Below are 15086 nucleotides of genomic sequence, written 5' to 3' on the forward strand. Positions count from 1 at the left end.
AAGTCCGGTTAGTTAGTTGGTTTATGCTCAAGTCGCTTTTTGTTATTCGTAATTTTTCCTTCTTCTTATAACTATAATGATCTTGAACTTGCTAAACAAGGCGTAGTCTTCCACTGTTAGTTAATTTTGCTCCCTGATGAAGCTATCCAAATTTCTCTTGCCTGTAGGCTTACTGGCAATTGTCTTACTGGGATGGAGAGTGTTCAGTGCTGCCTCTGCTCCCCTACCAGAAGGGTTTCCACCTCCTACCCCAGCTGGCAAAATCGAAATCAAACACTACCCTGCCTATCGCGCTGCCACAGTACCCTACTCTGGGGAGCTGTCTGAGGCAGCTAATCGTGCTTTTGGCTCCCTGTACCGTCATATTAGCTCTAACGATATTTCCATGACTGCTCCGGTCGAAACTCGTTATCCGATCAGTACCCTGGAAAGTAGTCAGGGAGATTCCCTTGCTCAGCTTGGTGTTGCCTATGTATCATTTCTATACCACCGCCGTAATATCACTCCTGAGCAGATTGAAAAGAATATTCAGGTAGAAGACATACCACCGATGACAGTAGTCAGCCTTGGGATGAAAGGTAGCTATAGTTATATCAGCTACCAACAAAGTATTGAGCAGTTGAAGGAATGGTTAGCCCAACACTCGGAGTATACCGTCGTTGGTAAACCCCGTCGCTTTTTCTATGATTCTCCCTTTGTTCCGGAACCCCTAAAGCGCAGTGAAGTTCAAGTTCCCATTAGAGCGGTAAATGACTAATACCAATTTAATTTATTCCTGCTACCAATAATGATAATTAGAATGATCAGGATTTTTTAAAAATGGAAAGACAAGAATTCTTTGAATCCAAGGGTGCAAAGATTTATGGAACACTTACCCTACCAGAAGGTGTGGAAAAGCCCTCCGCTTGCCTATTCATTGGAGGGTCTTTTCCTCAGACAAGAGAAGGAAATATAGATAATTCAAAAACCGATTGGTTTCCTAAACCATTACCAGAGCGAAACCTGTTCCGGGATGAAGCTAGAATTCTGGAGGAAATCGGGATAGCCACATTTAGATACGATAAGCGAGGATGTGGTCAAAGCGAAGGAAATTTTAATACTACTCGACTATTTGACTTGGTAGATGATGCTCGGATGGCATTGGAATGGATGCGGAGTATTCCTGAGATTGACAGCAGTAGAATCGGAGTTCTTGGTCAAAGTGAAGGGGCTGTAATTGCTTTAATTTTAGCAGCGTCTGACCCAGACATTAATTTTTTTGTTTGGCAAGGTGGCATTTATAACAACCTAGAAGGGATAATCAAATGGCAAGCCGAAGCCTTTGAAAAATTAGATAGTACAACTATCAAAAATTTCAAGAAAAACATGCCATTAATTTATTGGACATACAAACAGTTTGATGAAATTATTGCTAGCGCAAAAAGGGGTGAAGAGTTCTTTCGCATCGGAGATGAAGATTGGTCTTTTAATTCTTACCTACCGGCGGCTCAAGAGCATTTTGACAATCCTCCCTATTTATTTGTGGACAAGGTCAAATGCCCAGTACTAATTTTACACGGTGCCTTGGATCACAATACACCTCCAGAAGAAGCTCAAGAAATGCAGCAAGCACTTATCGATGCTGGAAATAGGAATGTGACAACTCATATTTTTCCTGGATTGGATCACAGCTTCAGAAGATTAGGTGACCCAGATGAAGATTTTGTTACTGCTATGAAACGACCCCTAGATCCAGAAATGCCCCAAGCACTAACTAATTGGCTAAAAGTCTGGCAACAAAAGTGATCAGGTGATCAGATCAGGTCATGGGGAGATCGGGATATCAGCTACAGAACAGGAAAGAATAACAGACTATGATATCCCCTTAATCTAGCTAACAAATCCAGTTTATTTTAGGCTAATTATTGGGAATCGATATATACACCATTCGTCAAGTCTGAAATGTCGGCTCTTAGGCGAAAGCCTTTGGCTAGACAAACCAAGTCCACCTACCTAAGTGGACTCAAGTTTCTTTCTAGCCTAGGGCTACTAAAAATGGTGCAAGATATCAGTTAAAGCGACTTCATAAATTTTGGTAGTTTCCAGTTAGGACACCTCATTGGCTGAAATTTATAGGGTTATTTGATCATAAAAAGTACGGAATAGCAAAAAAAATTACAATTACCAGGTTTTGTCTAAAAATCACTAACTAGTTAAGTGTTACAAGCTCTAGCTATTGAAGTAACCGAAGATTGTAGAATATAAGGAAAACGTACTATTTCAGATTCAGAGGTGAGGTAAAGTTATGCCCCGTGGTGGTTATCGAGAAAATAGTGGTCGCAAGCCGAAGTGGAATCTGGGTCAAACGAAAGCAGTAAGGATTCCGGTAGTGATCGCAGATACAATTCTAGAAGTGGCTAAACGACTGGATGAGGGGGAGAGTATAGAGTCGGTGATTATTCCTAAATCAGAAACGACTAAACTCTCTCAATTGACTGAAGAAATAGGGGCATCACCAAGAGACTCCAAAGACTCATTAATGGGGTCTTAATTCAGAATTCAGAGTTCAGAGTTCAGGAATATTCCAGCTCAATTCGTAATTCTGAATTCTGAACTCTACAGATATTAGACTACAGGAGCATTTTCGCTTAGTTTCACTTGATTGTAAATAGGGTTTTCTTAAATTTATAAGCTCTTGATTTCTCTGATTTTTTCCTAAATCATGAAGGTGCTAAATCGAATTATAAAACATAGATTTACTGTACATAAAATCTTCTGGTTTACCAAGAATAAAAACTCTCTAAATTTGATAAATTCTATACTTTGAAAAAAATATTGCTGTCTAGGTTCTTGATAAACATCAAATTAGATTCTATTTGGCCAAGTTGCTATAACCTTAATCTTCTGATTTTTGCACCAATTTATAAATTTGATGATGCTACTCATTCCCTGACTTGAAGTTATAGATTCAGATATCTTCTTGTTTGAAGTAATTTTGGCAATAGTTTTGATTTCTTTTTGGGTCATATCAGCTTTTCGATTAGCTGTTTCATCTCCATACTCATTAATAGTTGGAGACTGATAAGCTGAATTCCTGGACTGAAGGGTTTTAAATTTAGCTACTATTCCCTGTTGCACACGCTTCAAGGATATTGCACTGATAAAACGAACTTGATCAATTAAATTCAGTGATAGTAAATATTCCGGATCCCGACTCAACACATAATCAGTAAAGAGATTACTAGGTTTTCCATCATGTATATAATGCTCATATTCCAGAGGAAGAAGAACTAAATCTCCAGGTTTGAGCCAGGAACGAGAACGAGTCAAGATGTAATCAATACCAAGTGGAAAAGTTGTAGCTCCATTAAGACAACTTATGGACGTCTCTTTATGTATCTGACTACAGCTAATGCCAAATCTATAGCAGCATGGTAATTATTAAATTGAGATTGCGTCGCAATTCGCCTTTACGATTACCACCGAGAGGAATATAGAGATAATCCCGCAGAAAGTTAGAAAGGGTAATATGCCACCTACGCCAAAAGTCGCTGATGTTTACTGCTTTGTAAGGAGAGTTAAAGTTCAGTGGTAGCTTAATACCAAACATCCGTGCTGCACCGATAGCCATCTCAGAGTAGCCGGAAAAATCGAAGTAAAGTTGGAACGTGTAAAATAAGGCACCACTCCAAGCATCATAAAAGGTGAGCAATTCTCCTGAAGCAGCAGCATTAAAGACTGGAGTAGCATAAACAGCAGCTGTGTCAGCAATCAAGACTTTTTTGATTAACCCTATGGAGAAAATAGTTACCCCCACCGCCAGATCTTCAGGGTTAAACTGACCAATCTTTAGGTCTACATTTATACAGTTCCCTGATCTCCTGTCCAATGAACAGTAATTGCTGACTTTTCCTAAGCATTTAGCCGTCAGCTTGGTCATTGATCATTGGGGATTGAGTTAGTGCTGCTATTGTTGTTATTTCAGCTCAAGCCTTTGCGATCGCTTGCTGATCAGCATCGCCATTACCCATTACCCATTACCTAGAATTTCTCTCGTAGCTGAGTTGGAAGGCACGCGATCGCTTACTCTACCGAACCGGAGCAATCCCTCAGTTTTTAGTCTGGCAACTTGTACTGTTCTACAATCCGCTTGGCATACTCTGGCACATGTGCCTCTAACTTTTCTGGATGATTGCGCTTTAGATATAAATAGTTGCGGGTGAAGTGGGAGTCAATAGAAAAACGAGCATACTCCAATCCTTTCGGACCTATTTTTTCAATCACCACTCCCATCATTTTTGCTGCCCACATCGGTAACGTAACTCCCTTGTCATAGGCAGGAATACTCTGTTGCACTGCCTGTTTGCGATCGCCTTTTGACATGACTGGTTGAGTTTCCAACTGGTCTTGCACCAAATCCAACAATTCTTGCCCAATGTCATTACGAACGAGAATCCACTGCCAACCAAAGGGAGCTCCCATGTAACCTACCACTAAATCCGCTAGGGAGTTTACATAGTCAAAACAACTCATGCAAGAGGAGGCAAACACATCTTTGAGTTGATTAGTCTTTAAGCCAAAGAACGGTACTTTCTCAATCGAGCCATCCTCATGTTTAAAGTGAATCCGGAAATCCTGCATAAACTCGTAATGTACCACTGTTTCTGGTGAACGGCTGGTGGTTTCTAGAAATTTTTGCAACCCCTCACGGTTGACATTATCGACACAGGGCGTACCTAAAACATAGAGTTTTTCTAAACCGAGTTCGTTTTGCACTGATCGCAATGCTTGGATTTGACAGCCAACACCAATTACTAATAATCGCTTCATCCCTGATTGTTCCACTTGCTCTAAAACAGAGAGGTTAGGAGACAAGGTAGGCTTATTCACCCGTGCTGCTAACACCTCCTCTGGGGTACGAGCAATGATCGGCATTGGCTGAAAGCGGTCTTCTTTAGTGTTTTGGACACAGACTACACCTTCAACTTTACCCTGCTTGAGCATTTCCATGGCAATGGTACTGACAATTCCTGTCCACTGCGCCCCTTCTATGGGGTTAATCTTCTTAGCCGTGATCATCTTCTGGTTAACACCAAAGTACCAATCGTCTGGATGATCTAGATTGCGGCTACGTCCATGGGCTTTTGTTTCCAAGTCAGCTATTTGCTGGTTTAAGAATGCACAAGCTTCCTTGACATAATGGATATAGTATGTATCACAAAGTCCACACTCGCTACACAGTTCCTTGGCAGGGCGTCGGCTACTTGGTTTTAAGGCTCTCGCTTTTTTATGTTTGGCAGGTTGAGGTGTCACTGAAGTCATTTGCTTAACTAATGGTCTATTGTCTCACGATGGTGAGCATTCAGCCGTCAGCTAATGCGCTACCTCAAGCGCGTCGTTCGCACAGCGTGGCCAAACGCGCCCCGCGTGGCCCAAAGGCCAAGGCCAAAGCCTGTGCCACGCACGCTACTTGAGGTGATATCAGCTATCAGCCGTCAGCGTTAATTTGGATCTTGGTTATCGATTCCAACACAATAGACAGGAGTGTAAATGCGTTCCCGTCGCGGCTCAATGCTTAGCATCGCATATCTCGATTGCCAACACTGATCGGATTTTCTCTTAATTTTCTCTTAATTTTCTCTTATTTGGTACATTTGTACTCAATTAAGTCATGCGATCGCGTAGCGTGGCCTACGGCCAATCGCACAAAGAGGAGATAATTGGACCCTCAGGTCAATCAAAGTACCACCTTAGGGGCGCAGGGCGTGCGCCCACCCACCAAGGGAAAAGAAAACCAGAAAAACCCTCCTTTTAGTTACCAAATTCTGCCACCTGAGATTCAGACAGACCTGTTAAATTCGCCACCTGCTCCACCGTCATCCCTTGCTCTAACAAGTTCTGCGCCACCTGCTGCAACTGAGACTCCGCTTGATCAGCTCTTTGTTGTTCTTGATCAGCTCTTTGTCGTTCTTGCTCGGCTTTTTGTTGTTCTTGATCGGCTCTTTGTTGTTCTTGATCGGCTCTTTGCCGTTCTTGTTCAGCTCTTTGTTGTTCTTGATCGGCTCTTTGTTGTTCTTGATCGGCTCTTTGTTGTTCTTGCTCAGCTTTTTCCTCAGAAGTGGGCAGTAACTCCCCATCCAAATTTGCCCAGCGTAACCAAGTTGCTTCGATGCCGTTATACTCACCATGCCAACGCACCAAGCTCAAACCTAATGCCTGAGATACCAGTTGGTTTTGCTCATTAGGTTCTATCGGTTGGTAAACTCTATTTTGGAGATGAAATCCAGCCCAATCATCTGGATTAAACGGATCAAACCAGAAATACTCTGGCACACGCATCTGATTTTGATAAATCTGTTTTTTCTCGTTTTTGTCACGCTCAGCAGTGCTTGCCGACAAAAGTTCGATAATCACGTCAGGAGCCTTTTCCTCCTCCCAAATCACCCAGCTTCGACGCTCTCCCTTGGGTACATCTAGAGCAACAAAGAAATCTGGTCCTTTATAGTCCTTATTTTTGAGTTGGGCAACGCTGTAGTAAACAAACATATTACCACCGACATAGCCATCCGACCTATTATCTAGCCAAGGCGATAGGGTATAAATGAGCAGATCCATTTGGGCTTTGTGCCGTGCGGTTTCCATTGGTATATCATCATCACAAGGGAGCTCAGCCTGAGTAGGTGGTGCTGCCACTGGCATTGACACTATAGTTTTAGAGAGTGTAAGCTCTGACATGGCTGTCCAAAGGTTTCAGTTTACCAAGTTTTGACACTTCTATGTTAATGGGTGCTGCTTCCAAGCAAATGGGATCATATTTTGGAGGCTCTGGTTTTGGCGGACGGAAACTCTCCTAGATACCTATAGAAATCACCCCCATGCCCTGGTCAGTCAGTGCTTCTTTACAAAGAAGCCGAAGTTTAGCTTTGATTGGGTCAGTATCCGGCAACGAGAAAGCATTCATCCCCTTCTTTGCTGCTGTCTTCAATGCTGCAAATACCTGCTCAAAAGGCAGATATTTGCCTAACACCTTTTGATAACTTTGCATCCAGGGGAAAGTACTGATGTATTCACAATTAAAGGTGAGGTAGCCAGAGTCCTCACCAATTTAGATAAACGAGAGATAGTCATTATTGTAACCAAAGCGGAAATCCCCTACTGGATCTTCCCAAGTGGCCATAACGTCCGAGGGTAACTGTTGATGGCTGATAGCTGAGTGGTCAAAGTATACATGGCTGCGTTCGCTAGCCAACGCCCTTCGGGCTAATCGCAACTTCCTCAAACCTAGACGCATCAGGCTGTTTGACTTTTTAAATGCCACCTTCGGTCTCTTATAAGTAAGCAGAAAGTCTATCACTGTTTGCTGGACTTGACCAATAGTCCAGCTAGACAGTACTTAATTATACAAAGTTGGACTATGTGTTGTGGTATTTACCAATGACTACTTAGTGATTAGTGATTAGTGATTAGTGCTTTGTGGCCAGTAACAAGTTTTCTGGTATTCACCAATCACCAGCTTAGTGATTAGTAATTAGTGATTAGTAATTAGTGATTAGTGCTTTGTGGCCAGTCACAAGTTTTCTGGTATTCACCAATCACCAGCTTAGTAATTAGTGATTAGTGATTAGCGCTTTGTGGTCAGTAACAAGTTTTCTGGTATTCACCAATCACCAGCTTAGTAATTAGTGATTAGTAATTACTAAGCTGGTGATAAGTGCTTTGTGGCCAGTCACAAGTTTTCTGGTATTCACCAATGACTGATTACTAATCAATAAAAAACCGCCGCTAGCAATAGGGCGGGATGGTTAAGCAATCGGAGGGTAACTCTAGGTTACTTGGTTAATCTAGGATAGTGTTGTAGCAAATTTTACCAAATACCTATGACTGTCTAGCTTTTACCATAAGCATTAATGGGCTCTTTGATAAGCCGAATATATAAATGCTTAAAGGTAGACCTAATTACTCGAGGCATACCAAAATCAATCGGTGTCATAGTATCAGGTAGTTTCCAATCCCTCACTTGGATTTCTACAGGTCGATGGTAAGGAAAGTCAATCTCTGCTAAGTCTGGCAACAACCCTAGCCGTTTTTGAGCTGCTAGGGTAGGAACCAGAGCTGGCTCAACATTGAGAATTTCCACTATTGATCGGTCGAGAGCAAAGACATCCTCTGATGCTCCCAAGATCCCCAAATGTCTCGGTTCACCACCAATCGGACCATTCCCTTCCTGACCAATAATGCCATCAATGATAGTCAACTGCGGATTAATCGCCCGTGCTGTTTCCACCAGCATTTCCCCAAAGCGCGTCTCATCCTTACCCGCTTCCATATGCCACCAGGCTTTCATTTTTCCGGGAACACAGCCGAATAAATTTTTAACCCCCATGGTCAGGGTCAACTGCATGTGGGATTTTACCTTCGGTAGGTTAATCACCACATCCGCATTCATGGCCTCTTTAGACAAACGCAGATGATTAAAGGTTTCGCTAGCAGTTTCATAACCCTTGCCGTGGAATTCAACAATAGGGATATCAAGTTCTGCCATCATTGGCAGATAGCCGTTCGCCTTAGCCACACCCCTAGCACTCCCAAAGGCTGGGCTATCTCCGAAAAAGGGTTTACCCCCAGCTTCTTTGACTAGTTGAGCCACGCAGTAAACAATTTCAGGGCGAGTGATACATTCTTTACCAGGACGACCAGCAGTAAGTAAATTAGGTTTCAGCAGAACCGAATTACCTTTCTTAACAAAAGCACTCATCCCTCCCAAAGGTTCTAGCAGCCTTTCCAAGGAAGCTCGTAAGAGTTGTCTATTATAGGAATCAGCACGAATTAAACTAACAGTTTGCATAATTTAATAGTTTTGATGTCAGGGGAAAATGATCAATTGTGTATTGTTATACCAATTTCCTGTCAAAGATGTAAACTTATAGTACACTTGGAGATTGGAAATTTTTCAGATTGTTTCCCGCCTCCAACAGATAAGTGACAATTTTCAAGAAAATCTGGTATTATTCCTGGAGGAAGTTGCCTATCGTAGCAATTGTCTGTTGTATTATGAAAATCTTTTACCCTAGGGTGGCAGATTCTTCGCTACACATGTAGAATAAGAATACATAATAAATCTACTGATTCTCCAATGTATCTACAGCTTGTCAGTTGCGTCTGCGGTCTTGTATCTAGGTTAAGCCTTAAATAATCACTCTAGGTCATGTTTAGGTTGAAAGCGTTATTCAATCGTTTCAGGGTGTATCAGTGAACGCATTTGTCCTACTCCAGGGTTTTAAGGACAGTACCTGGATACAGTAGTGCACTTACCAAACTTTTAAAGGATGTGGATTTTAACAAATTTATAATTCTCTAACTTCTCTAATCCTGAAGTGTTTACTCTCCTGAGGAAGAATGGTTCCTTGTGTCATTCCTTGGATGCTGGGAAGTGTATCTAATCTGTAACCAATAAACGTTTCCGTTGCCGAATTTAAGGCTAATTTTCAGGAAGATCGGAATTCTCTGTTGACGCTAAAAATACCTAGAACACTGGATAATACCGATGCTCTCTTGACTGAAAACCGATCTATGGCACGGGTTAATCGCCACTTAAGGCAAAAAAATTTCACATTCAGCCTACGTTGCCAGATTTTCCCTGGTTAAAACGTTTTGTACCAAGCAGGCTGAACAGAATAACATAATCAGTCAAACGAGGTGAACACACAAATGATTAAAGTACAGGCTCCTGATTCCATCCTATTTCCACAACCAGGCCTTGGCAAGGTAGAAAGTACCATTACCCCTACCAAGCCTGGGCGAGTCAAATTTAAAGCCACATACTGGCCCGCCCGGTTATGTGATCATGATTCCCAAGTTACCCTTGTGCCTGATGACCAAGTGACTGTGCTGGGCCGACACGGGATTACGTTGCTGGTGGTTCCTGCCGGCTATATTTCCCCTGGCAATTCACCAGAGGATGAACCGGGGGTTGAAGAAGCTAGTGAATCCCAGAGCTTGGGATTCACTCAAAAACTGAGCTCAGTCTTTTCCAAACTGTGGCGCTAGAGTTTAACTAACCGTAAGCTTATGCGCTACGCGCACGCTACTTGAGGTGCTATCAGCAGTCAGCTTACGCACTACTTGAAAAGCTTCGCTTTCGGTGAAACAGTTAATGTTCTCGTAGCCAGGATAAATAAACAAAGTTCAGACGTTATATGTAAGATATATAACGTCTGAATGTGGGATTTTTTTTCGTGGCCAAGCTTGCATCTAAAGCTTGCATCTTATGTTATTTCCGGATAATCACCATTAATCAAAATCTCCTCATCTCCCCATCTCCCCATCTCCCCATCTCCCCATCTCACCATCTGCATGCTTAGTCCTACTTTTAAGAATTGGTATAAGTGGGTCGGTTCTCTTGCACTGATCTAACCAAGGACAAATAACAATTCAAGCTTAGTCAATCCATCGCATCTGGACAAAATGGGCTGGACGTCCCCAGATATCAGATGTTTCCCTAATGTCTACAATCGCCAGGTTAAAAGGAATGGCAGTAGTTAAGTACCGTTGTGCTAAGTTGCCCAAATCAGGTGTTAGTTGAGTAGCAGCCACCGCTGCAAAGCCAAGACCCAACAGTTGTTCAATCGGTCCTCGCGGCAGTAACAGATGAACAGCCAACCCTAGTCCAGCACCTAAAAACACTGCTACTGAGAGATTCGTGCCGCACCGGGGGTGGATAGCCATATCCCATTCTCCCCGAGTCAGTCGCTCTAGGGCAGTGGGTACTGCTCGTCTCAAGTCAGCCAAATTTACCTGACCATAGAGATAAAATCCTTGGTCAGTTGATAGTCCTCCTATAGCATTATTATCTGATGGAGGAGTGGTTGGGGTTGCACCAGCACCACTAGCACCATAGCGTTCACTTAGAACCCAGACAGTAGCGTGTTCTAGAGCATGAACCTGACGCAGCATGAGAATGTCTTTTAACCCTGGAACGAAATTCAGCTGCCTAAGCAAATCCGTATCCTGTGTCGGTTGAGGGGCTGTAAAATCAAAGTCCCAAAAGTTACTGGTGTTTACGGAAGCAGAATTACTCATGGCAGCAAAAAAGCAAAAGCAGGTTAATTAATATCAGACACTTTCACTGTAGCATTGTGTCCGATTGAATACTTAAAATTCCTAAGTATTCAGCTGACTGCTTAATAATGATAGCTGAATGCTTAGAAAACTTAATCATTCTTAGTTGTTCGTAAATTAACCATTAAAAATTAACAATTAACCATTAACAATAAATATAGCTCCTCGCTGTTCTAGCTCAGGTTTAATTTTATCGGGCAAAACCGTATTGTACCAAAATTGAGCACCTTGGACATTGACTTTCTGAAGATTGCTATCAAATAGGTTAGTACCCATCAAATTTGTCTAACTCAAGTCAGCATTAGTCAGATCGACGTGACGCAGTTGAGCATAACTGAGTTCACTACCACTGAGGTCTCCATAACTCAACTGAGCATGACTTAATTGAGCATAGCTAAGGTTAGTCTTCCTCACTTAGTTTGGCATTTTGCAGACTAGCACCACTGAGATTAGCATCGCTCAAATCAGCATTTTGTAAGTCAGCATGAAGCAGATTACTCTCGTTCAAACTGGCATTGCTGAGATTGCTTGCTGTAAATTAGTACGACGTAAATCAGCACCGCTTAGGTTGGTAAGTAGTCGGACAAAAGTAAAATTAACTGTTGAAATAGGGAGCAGGGACTGAGGCCGTGGGCCACGCGGGGCGCGTTCGGAGCTGGGAGCTGGGAGCAGAGGGGCTTTTGGCAACTTTACAGAAGTTAATACAGCGATGCAGCAAGGGAACAGGGGGTTTCCCCCACTCGCTATTGCATCAAGAAGTGAGGTTTATTTTTGTCCAGGTACTTAGTTATGCAAACCGCCGTAAATGTATTGGCAAAGACTTGATAATCGTTGTGTAAAATAATTTCCAATAACGCTTTATTTTCCTCTAGGTTTGCCGTCATTTTACAAAATCAAATTTGCTTAAATTCCAACAAAACGGTTTATGGATAATTTACCTTTACCCCCTTTTAAAAAAACTGATATATGACTTCTTTATAACGCTGAATTCTTTACGGTTTCGGGAGTTCATCTTCAGTAAAACATCATGATTAATATCCTCATGTTCGGTGGTATTATTGGGGTGATTATTGTTGTTATTTGAGATGCTCTCTACCATAGATACAAATTACTTTATTAATAGTATATAGAGATTTGAATTTGAACAGCAAGTTGAGACCAACAAGCGACTCCTAAAAAACGTAAAATTGAGAGCAATGACTTTAGCCAATGAGGAATGTAATTTGCCCGGGTGGTCATTACTAGCTATAACCATAAGGAGAGTACTGTGGAAGTTAATGTAAATTGTGCCCAAGACTGCATCAACGGTTGTATCTTAGGTGACAAATGCCCCAATCAACAATACGTTGCTGAGGCATCCCAGTTCATTAACGGTACTTCATTGGACAAAATGTTGGAGTTGGCAGAGGAAGCACGGCTCAAGAAACTATCTCAACCCCCTAAATGGGTGATTCCCGACTTTCCTGAGTAGGAAACTCTCACCCCTAAGCCAAAAGCGCCTGATTCTATGGGAACCTAAGAGAATAAATACAAAAACCTACTATTTTCGCTACGCCAAGCAACTAACAGGTTATGCAAACTCTAAGTACACCTCAAAGGGCTAGTACACTACCAGCTTTCGATACTACTATCCACCGCCGTCAAACCCGCCCTGTCAGAGTGGCTAATGTCACTATTGGCGGGGGATACCCGGTGGTGGTGCAATCGATGATTAATGAAGATACCTTAGATATCAATGGTTCCGTTGCTGCTATTCGCCGCTTGCACGAGATTGGTTGCGAGATTGTCCGTGTCACTGTACCGAGTATGGCACATGCTAAGGCTCTAGCCCAAATCAAAGAGAAACTAGCAGCGACCTATCAAGCGGTGCCTCTAGTAGCTGATGTCCATCACAATGGCATGAAAATTGCTCTGGAAGTTGCCAAGCATGTGGATAAGGTACGGATTAATCCAGGATTGTATGTCTTTGAAAAGCCCAAAGCCAATCGCAGTGAATACACTGAAGCTGAATTTGAGGAAATTGGGGAAAAAATTCGGGAAACCCTAGAACCCCTGGTCATTTCCCTCCGTGACCAAGGTAAAGCTATGCGCATCGGAGTCAATCACGGTTCCCTAGCGGAACGGATGCTGTTTACCTACGGTGATACCCCGGAAGGGATGGTGGAATCTGCTCTGGAATTTATTCGTATCTGTGAATCCTTAGATTTCCGCAATTTGGTGATCTCCCTCAAAGCTTCACGGGTACCTGTGATGCTAGCCGCCTATCGCTTAATGGTAAGGCGGATGAATCAGTTGGGGATGGATTACCCGTTGCATTTGGGTGTTACTGAAGCTGGGGATGGGGAATATGGACGGATTAAGTCTACGGCTGGTATTGCTACTCTGCTAGCTGAGGGGATTGGTGATACGATTCGTGTCTCCCTTACGGAAGCCCCAGAAAAAGAGATTCCTGTTTGCTACAGTATTCTGCAAGCTCTGGGATTGCGGAAAACTATGGTGGAGTATGTGGCTTGTCCGTCCTGTGGTCGTACTTTATTTAATTTAGAGGAGGTGCTGCATAAGGTACGGGAAGCTACTAAACATCTCGCTGGCTTAGATATTGCTGTGATGGGGTGTATTGTTAATGGTCCTGGGGAAATGGCTGATGCTGACTATGGTTATGTCGGTAAGCAAGCTGGCTATATTTCTCTGTATCGCGGTAAGGAGGAAATTAAAAAGGTACCTGAAGATCAAGGAGTAGAGGAGTTGATTAATTTAATTAAAGCTGATGGTCGCTGGGTAGATCCTTAATAATTTTTGAATAAAAACTATAAAAAACTATCACTTTGTGGGCGCAAGCCTTGCGCCCTTACAATTTATTTGTGTTCCACTCATGATCACAAGTCCTATAAATTGACAATTAGCAATTAACCTCCTCATCACTCGATCAGTTGATTGATCATGGATTTACGTAGTTTTAGAATTACTTGACCGATGCTGTCACAAGCCCTAGAGCAATGGCGAGAATCATGCATCTGACTCATCACCTAACTCTTTGAGTCTAGCTAGCAATTCCTCTACCCGCTTTTCGGCAAGTTCTCTTTGTTGCCGTTCAGCTTGAACTTGTTGTTGAGCAGCTTGAGCTCTCTCGTCTGGTGTTGGTACCAATTGCTGATCTCCACTGAAAAACCGTAGCTGGGAATTATGCACACCTAAAAATAATTCCAACTGCTGACTCCACAGCCACCCCTGAGTATTAGGGTCGAGGGGTTGATACTGGCCTCCCATCAGGCGAAATCCCTGGAAATCGAGGGTATCGGGGTGAAACCAGAAATATTCTGGTGTCCTGAAAGTATCTTGGTAGAGGATTTTCTTTAATCCCTTGTCAACTTTAGCTGTACTGTTAGAGAGCAGTTCAATAATCACATTGGGATATTTTCCTTGTTCTGCCCATACTACCCAACTTTTGCGGGGTCGATTTTCCGTACCGAGTACTACAAAAAAGTCGGGTCCTCTAAAGTCTCTGGTGGTAATATGCTCAGGAGTGAAATAGATAGTGAGATTCCCAGTAGCATAGAAGTCGCTTCGTTCTCGCCACCACCACTTCAGGCAAGCGAGTAACAGCTCAATTTGATCTCGATGGCGATCGCTTTCCAAGGGTGGTTCATCACTCCATAAATCACATGGTGGAATGATAATACTTTCTGACTCAGCCATTACATTGACTTCCGCAGTGGCTTGTGAATTATTGGCAAGGGTCATAGCACTCACAGGCAAAATCGCTACCTCTAGTTTGACAGCTTTACTGGAAATGGTTAACTTACAGCGGTTTACAATTCAATTAGGTACTTTCGTTCTGGGTTTTTAGGGAGCAGGGAGCAGGGAGCAGGGAGCAGGGAAGTCGGAAGTGGGAAAACAATCCTGTGTACCTGATAGTTATGCAAACCGCCGTAACCGTTGACTGTCAACCGTCAACTGTCAACAAATCAGGGCTCTTGGGTAAAAGCTGG

20 protein-coding genes are annotated in these 15086 nt (G+C 42.7%); 6 read left to right on the plus strand and 14 right to left on the minus strand.

What is annotated here, in order from left to right; translation table 11 throughout:
• Positions 1–136: 136 nt before the first annotated feature.
• The 3 genes from F6K49_RS01660 (at position 137) to F6K49_RS01670 (ending at position 2530) form a co-directional block, all read left to right on the plus strand.
• Positions 137–757: a heme-binding protein gene (locus F6K49_RS01660; RefSeq protein WP_075902850.1), complete on the plus strand. Its 621-nt coding sequence runs from the start codon at positions 137–139 to the stop codon at positions 755–757.
• 62 nt (positions 758–819) lie between these two features.
• Positions 820–1785 (plus strand): alpha/beta fold hydrolase, encoded by a 966-nt coding sequence (locus F6K49_RS01665; RefSeq protein ID WP_075902848.1) that lies wholly within the window; start codon positions 820–822, stop codon positions 1783–1785.
• Between the two features lie 499 nt (positions 1786–2284).
• A complete protein-coding gene (locus F6K49_RS01670; RefSeq protein ID WP_075902846.1) occupies positions 2285–2530 on the plus strand; it encodes a hypothetical protein in 246 nt (81 codons plus the stop codon).
• 314 nt (positions 2531–2844) lie between these two features.
• Here the strand turns inward: F6K49_RS01670 and F6K49_RS01675 are convergent, their stop codons facing one another.
• The 7 genes from F6K49_RS01675 to F6K49_RS01705 form a co-directional block, all read right to left on the minus strand.
• Positions 2845–3309, minus strand: coding sequence for a hypothetical protein (locus tag F6K49_RS01675; RefSeq protein ID WP_075902844.1), 465 nt, complete (start codon positions 3307–3309; stop codon positions 2845–2847).
• A 91-nt stretch (positions 3310–3400) separates the two neighbouring features.
• Positions 3401–3919 carry an MBOAT family O-acyltransferase gene (locus F6K49_RS01680; protein ID WP_293019076.1) on the minus strand — a complete coding sequence of 173 codons (519 nt, stop codon included), beginning with the start codon at positions 3917–3919 and terminating at the stop codon, positions 3401–3403.
• Between the two features lie 176 nt (positions 3920–4095).
• A complete protein-coding gene (locus F6K49_RS01685) occupies positions 4096–5301 on the minus strand; it encodes a Coenzyme F420 hydrogenase/dehydrogenase, beta subunit C-terminal domain (protein ID WP_070394912.1) in 1206 nt (401 codons plus the stop codon).
• 489 nt (positions 5302–5790) lie between these two features.
• A complete protein-coding gene (locus F6K49_RS01690) occupies positions 5791–6714 on the minus strand; it encodes a Uma2 family endonuclease (RefSeq protein ID WP_075902842.1) in 924 nt (307 codons plus the stop codon).
• Between the two features lie 115 nt (positions 6715–6829).
• Positions 6830–7024: a hypothetical protein gene (locus F6K49_RS01695; RefSeq protein ID WP_075902840.1), complete on the minus strand. Its 195-nt coding sequence runs from the start codon at positions 7022–7024 to the stop codon at positions 6830–6832.
• A gap of 60 nt (positions 7025–7084) precedes the next feature.
• Positions 7085–7297, minus strand: coding sequence for a hypothetical protein (locus tag F6K49_RS01700; protein WP_158069760.1), 213 nt, complete (start codon positions 7295–7297; stop codon positions 7085–7087).
• A 567-nt stretch (positions 7298–7864) separates the two neighbouring features.
• Positions 7865–8824 carry a DUF362 domain-containing protein gene (locus F6K49_RS01705; RefSeq protein ID WP_075902836.1) on the minus strand — a complete coding sequence of 320 codons (960 nt, stop codon included), beginning with the start codon at positions 8822–8824 and terminating at the stop codon, positions 7865–7867.
• An 863-nt stretch (positions 8825–9687) separates the two neighbouring features.
• Between F6K49_RS01705 and F6K49_RS01710 the strand changes: the two genes are divergently transcribed.
• Positions 9688–10026, plus strand: coding sequence for an NfeD family protein (locus tag F6K49_RS01710; protein ID WP_293019074.1), 339 nt, complete (start codon positions 9688–9690; stop codon positions 10024–10026).
• A gap of 390 nt (positions 10027–10416) precedes the next feature.
• Here the strand turns inward: F6K49_RS01710 and F6K49_RS01715 are convergent, their stop codons facing one another.
• The 5 genes from F6K49_RS01715 to F6K49_RS01735 all read right to left on the minus strand — a co-directional run bounded on the left by F6K49_RS01715 (position 10417) and on the right by F6K49_RS01735 (position 11981).
• Positions 10417–11058 (minus strand): DUF6391 domain-containing protein, encoded by a 642-nt coding sequence (locus F6K49_RS01715; RefSeq protein WP_293019073.1) that lies wholly within the window; start codon positions 11056–11058, stop codon positions 10417–10419.
• Between the two features lie 177 nt (positions 11059–11235).
• Complete coding sequence (locus F6K49_RS01720) at positions 11236–11373, minus strand: hypothetical protein (RefSeq protein WP_293043480.1); 138 nt, start codon at positions 11371–11373, stop codon at positions 11236–11238.
• Positions 11374–11382: 9 nt separating this feature from the next.
• On the minus strand, positions 11383–11511 hold the full coding sequence (locus F6K49_RS01725; RefSeq protein WP_081431320.1) for a pentapeptide repeat-containing protein: 129 nt from the start codon (positions 11509–11511) through the stop codon (positions 11383–11385).
• Positions 11498–11605: a pentapeptide repeat-containing protein gene (locus tag F6K49_RS01730; RefSeq protein WP_081431319.1), complete on the minus strand. Its 108-nt coding sequence runs from the start codon at positions 11603–11605 to the stop codon at positions 11498–11500. Before F6K49_RS01730 ends, F6K49_RS01725 begins: the two co-directional genes overlap by 14 nt.
• Before the next feature lie 235 nt (positions 11606–11840).
• A complete protein-coding gene (locus tag F6K49_RS01735; RefSeq protein ID WP_293093628.1) occupies positions 11841–11981 on the minus strand; it encodes a hypothetical protein in 141 nt (46 codons plus the stop codon).
• Between the two features lie 383 nt (positions 11982–12364).
• Between F6K49_RS01735 and F6K49_RS01740 the strand changes: the two genes are divergently transcribed.
• Both F6K49_RS01740 and ispG read left to right on the plus strand, forming a co-directional pair.
• Entirely contained in the window at positions 12365–12568 is a 204-nt protein-coding gene (locus F6K49_RS01740) for a hypothetical protein (RefSeq protein WP_075906439.1), read from the plus strand.
• Positions 12569–12669: 101 nt separating this feature from the next.
• A complete protein-coding gene (gene ispG / locus F6K49_RS01745) occupies positions 12670–13887 on the plus strand; it encodes a (E)-4-hydroxy-3-methylbut-2-enyl-diphosphate synthase (RefSeq protein WP_293043478.1) in 1218 nt (405 codons plus the stop codon).
• A 216-nt stretch (positions 13888–14103) separates the two neighbouring features.
• Here the strand turns inward: ispG and F6K49_RS01750 are convergent, their stop codons facing one another.
• A complete protein-coding gene (locus tag F6K49_RS01750; protein WP_293093631.1) occupies positions 14104–14838 on the minus strand; it encodes a Uma2 family endonuclease in 735 nt (244 codons plus the stop codon).
• A 68-nt stretch (positions 14839–14906) separates the two neighbouring features.
• Positions 14907–15044 carry a hypothetical protein gene (locus F6K49_RS01755; protein ID WP_293093634.1) on the minus strand — a complete coding sequence of 46 codons (138 nt, stop codon included), beginning with the start codon at positions 15042–15044 and terminating at the stop codon, positions 14907–14909.
• Positions 15045–15086 lie beyond the last annotated feature (42 nt).

It is taken from the genome of Moorena sp. SIO3I6, assembly GCF_010672095.1.

Excerpts from the sequence above, each read along its gene's own strand:
- ispG (WP_293043478.1), top strand. The coding sequence starts at position 12,670 with ATGCAAACTCTAAGTACACCTCAAAGGGCTAGTACACTACCAGCTTTC.
- F6K49_RS01690 (WP_075902842.1), bottom strand. The coding sequence starts at position 6,714 with ATGTCAGAGCTTACACTCTCTAAAACTATAGTGTCAATGCCAGTGGCA.
- F6K49_RS01705 (WP_075902836.1), bottom strand. The coding sequence starts at position 8,824 with ATGCAAACTGTTAGTTTAATTCGTGCTGATTCCTATAATAGACAACTC.
- F6K49_RS01710 (WP_293019074.1), top strand. The coding sequence starts at position 9,688 with ATGATTAAAGTACAGGCTCCTGATTCCATCCTATTTCCACAACCAGGC.
- F6K49_RS01660 (WP_075902850.1), top strand. The coding sequence starts at position 137 with ATGAAGCTATCCAAATTTCTCTTGCCTGTAGGCTTACTGGCAATTGTC.
- F6K49_RS01750 (WP_293093631.1), bottom strand. The coding sequence starts at position 14,838 with ATGACCCTTGCCAATAATTCACAAGCCACTGCGGAAGTCAATGTAATG.
- F6K49_RS01665 (WP_075902848.1), top strand. The coding sequence starts at position 820 with ATGGAAAGACAAGAATTCTTTGAATCCAAGGGTGCAAAGATTTATGGA.
- F6K49_RS01720 (WP_293043480.1), bottom strand. The coding sequence starts at position 11,373 with ATGGGTACTAACCTATTTGATAGCAATCTTCAGAAAGTCAATGTCCAA.
- F6K49_RS01680 (WP_293019076.1), bottom strand. The coding sequence starts at position 3,919 with ATGACCAAGCTGACGGCTAAATGCTTAGGAAAAGTCAGCAATTACTGT.
- F6K49_RS01735 (WP_293093628.1), bottom strand. The coding sequence starts at position 11,981 with ATGACGGCAAACCTAGAGGAAAATAAAGCGTTATTGGAAATTATTTTA.
- F6K49_RS01715 (WP_293019073.1), bottom strand. The coding sequence starts at position 11,058 with ATGAGTAATTCTGCTTCCGTAAACACCAGTAACTTTTGGGACTTTGAT.
- F6K49_RS01685 (WP_070394912.1), bottom strand. The coding sequence starts at position 5,301 with ATGACTTCAGTGACACCTCAACCTGCCAAACATAAAAAAGCGAGAGCC.
- F6K49_RS01670 (WP_075902846.1), top strand. The coding sequence starts at position 2,285 with ATGCCCCGTGGTGGTTATCGAGAAAATAGTGGTCGCAAGCCGAAGTGG.
- F6K49_RS01695 (WP_075902840.1), bottom strand. The coding sequence starts at position 7,024 with ATGCAAAGTTATCAAAAGGTGTTAGGCAAATATCTGCCTTTTGAGCAG.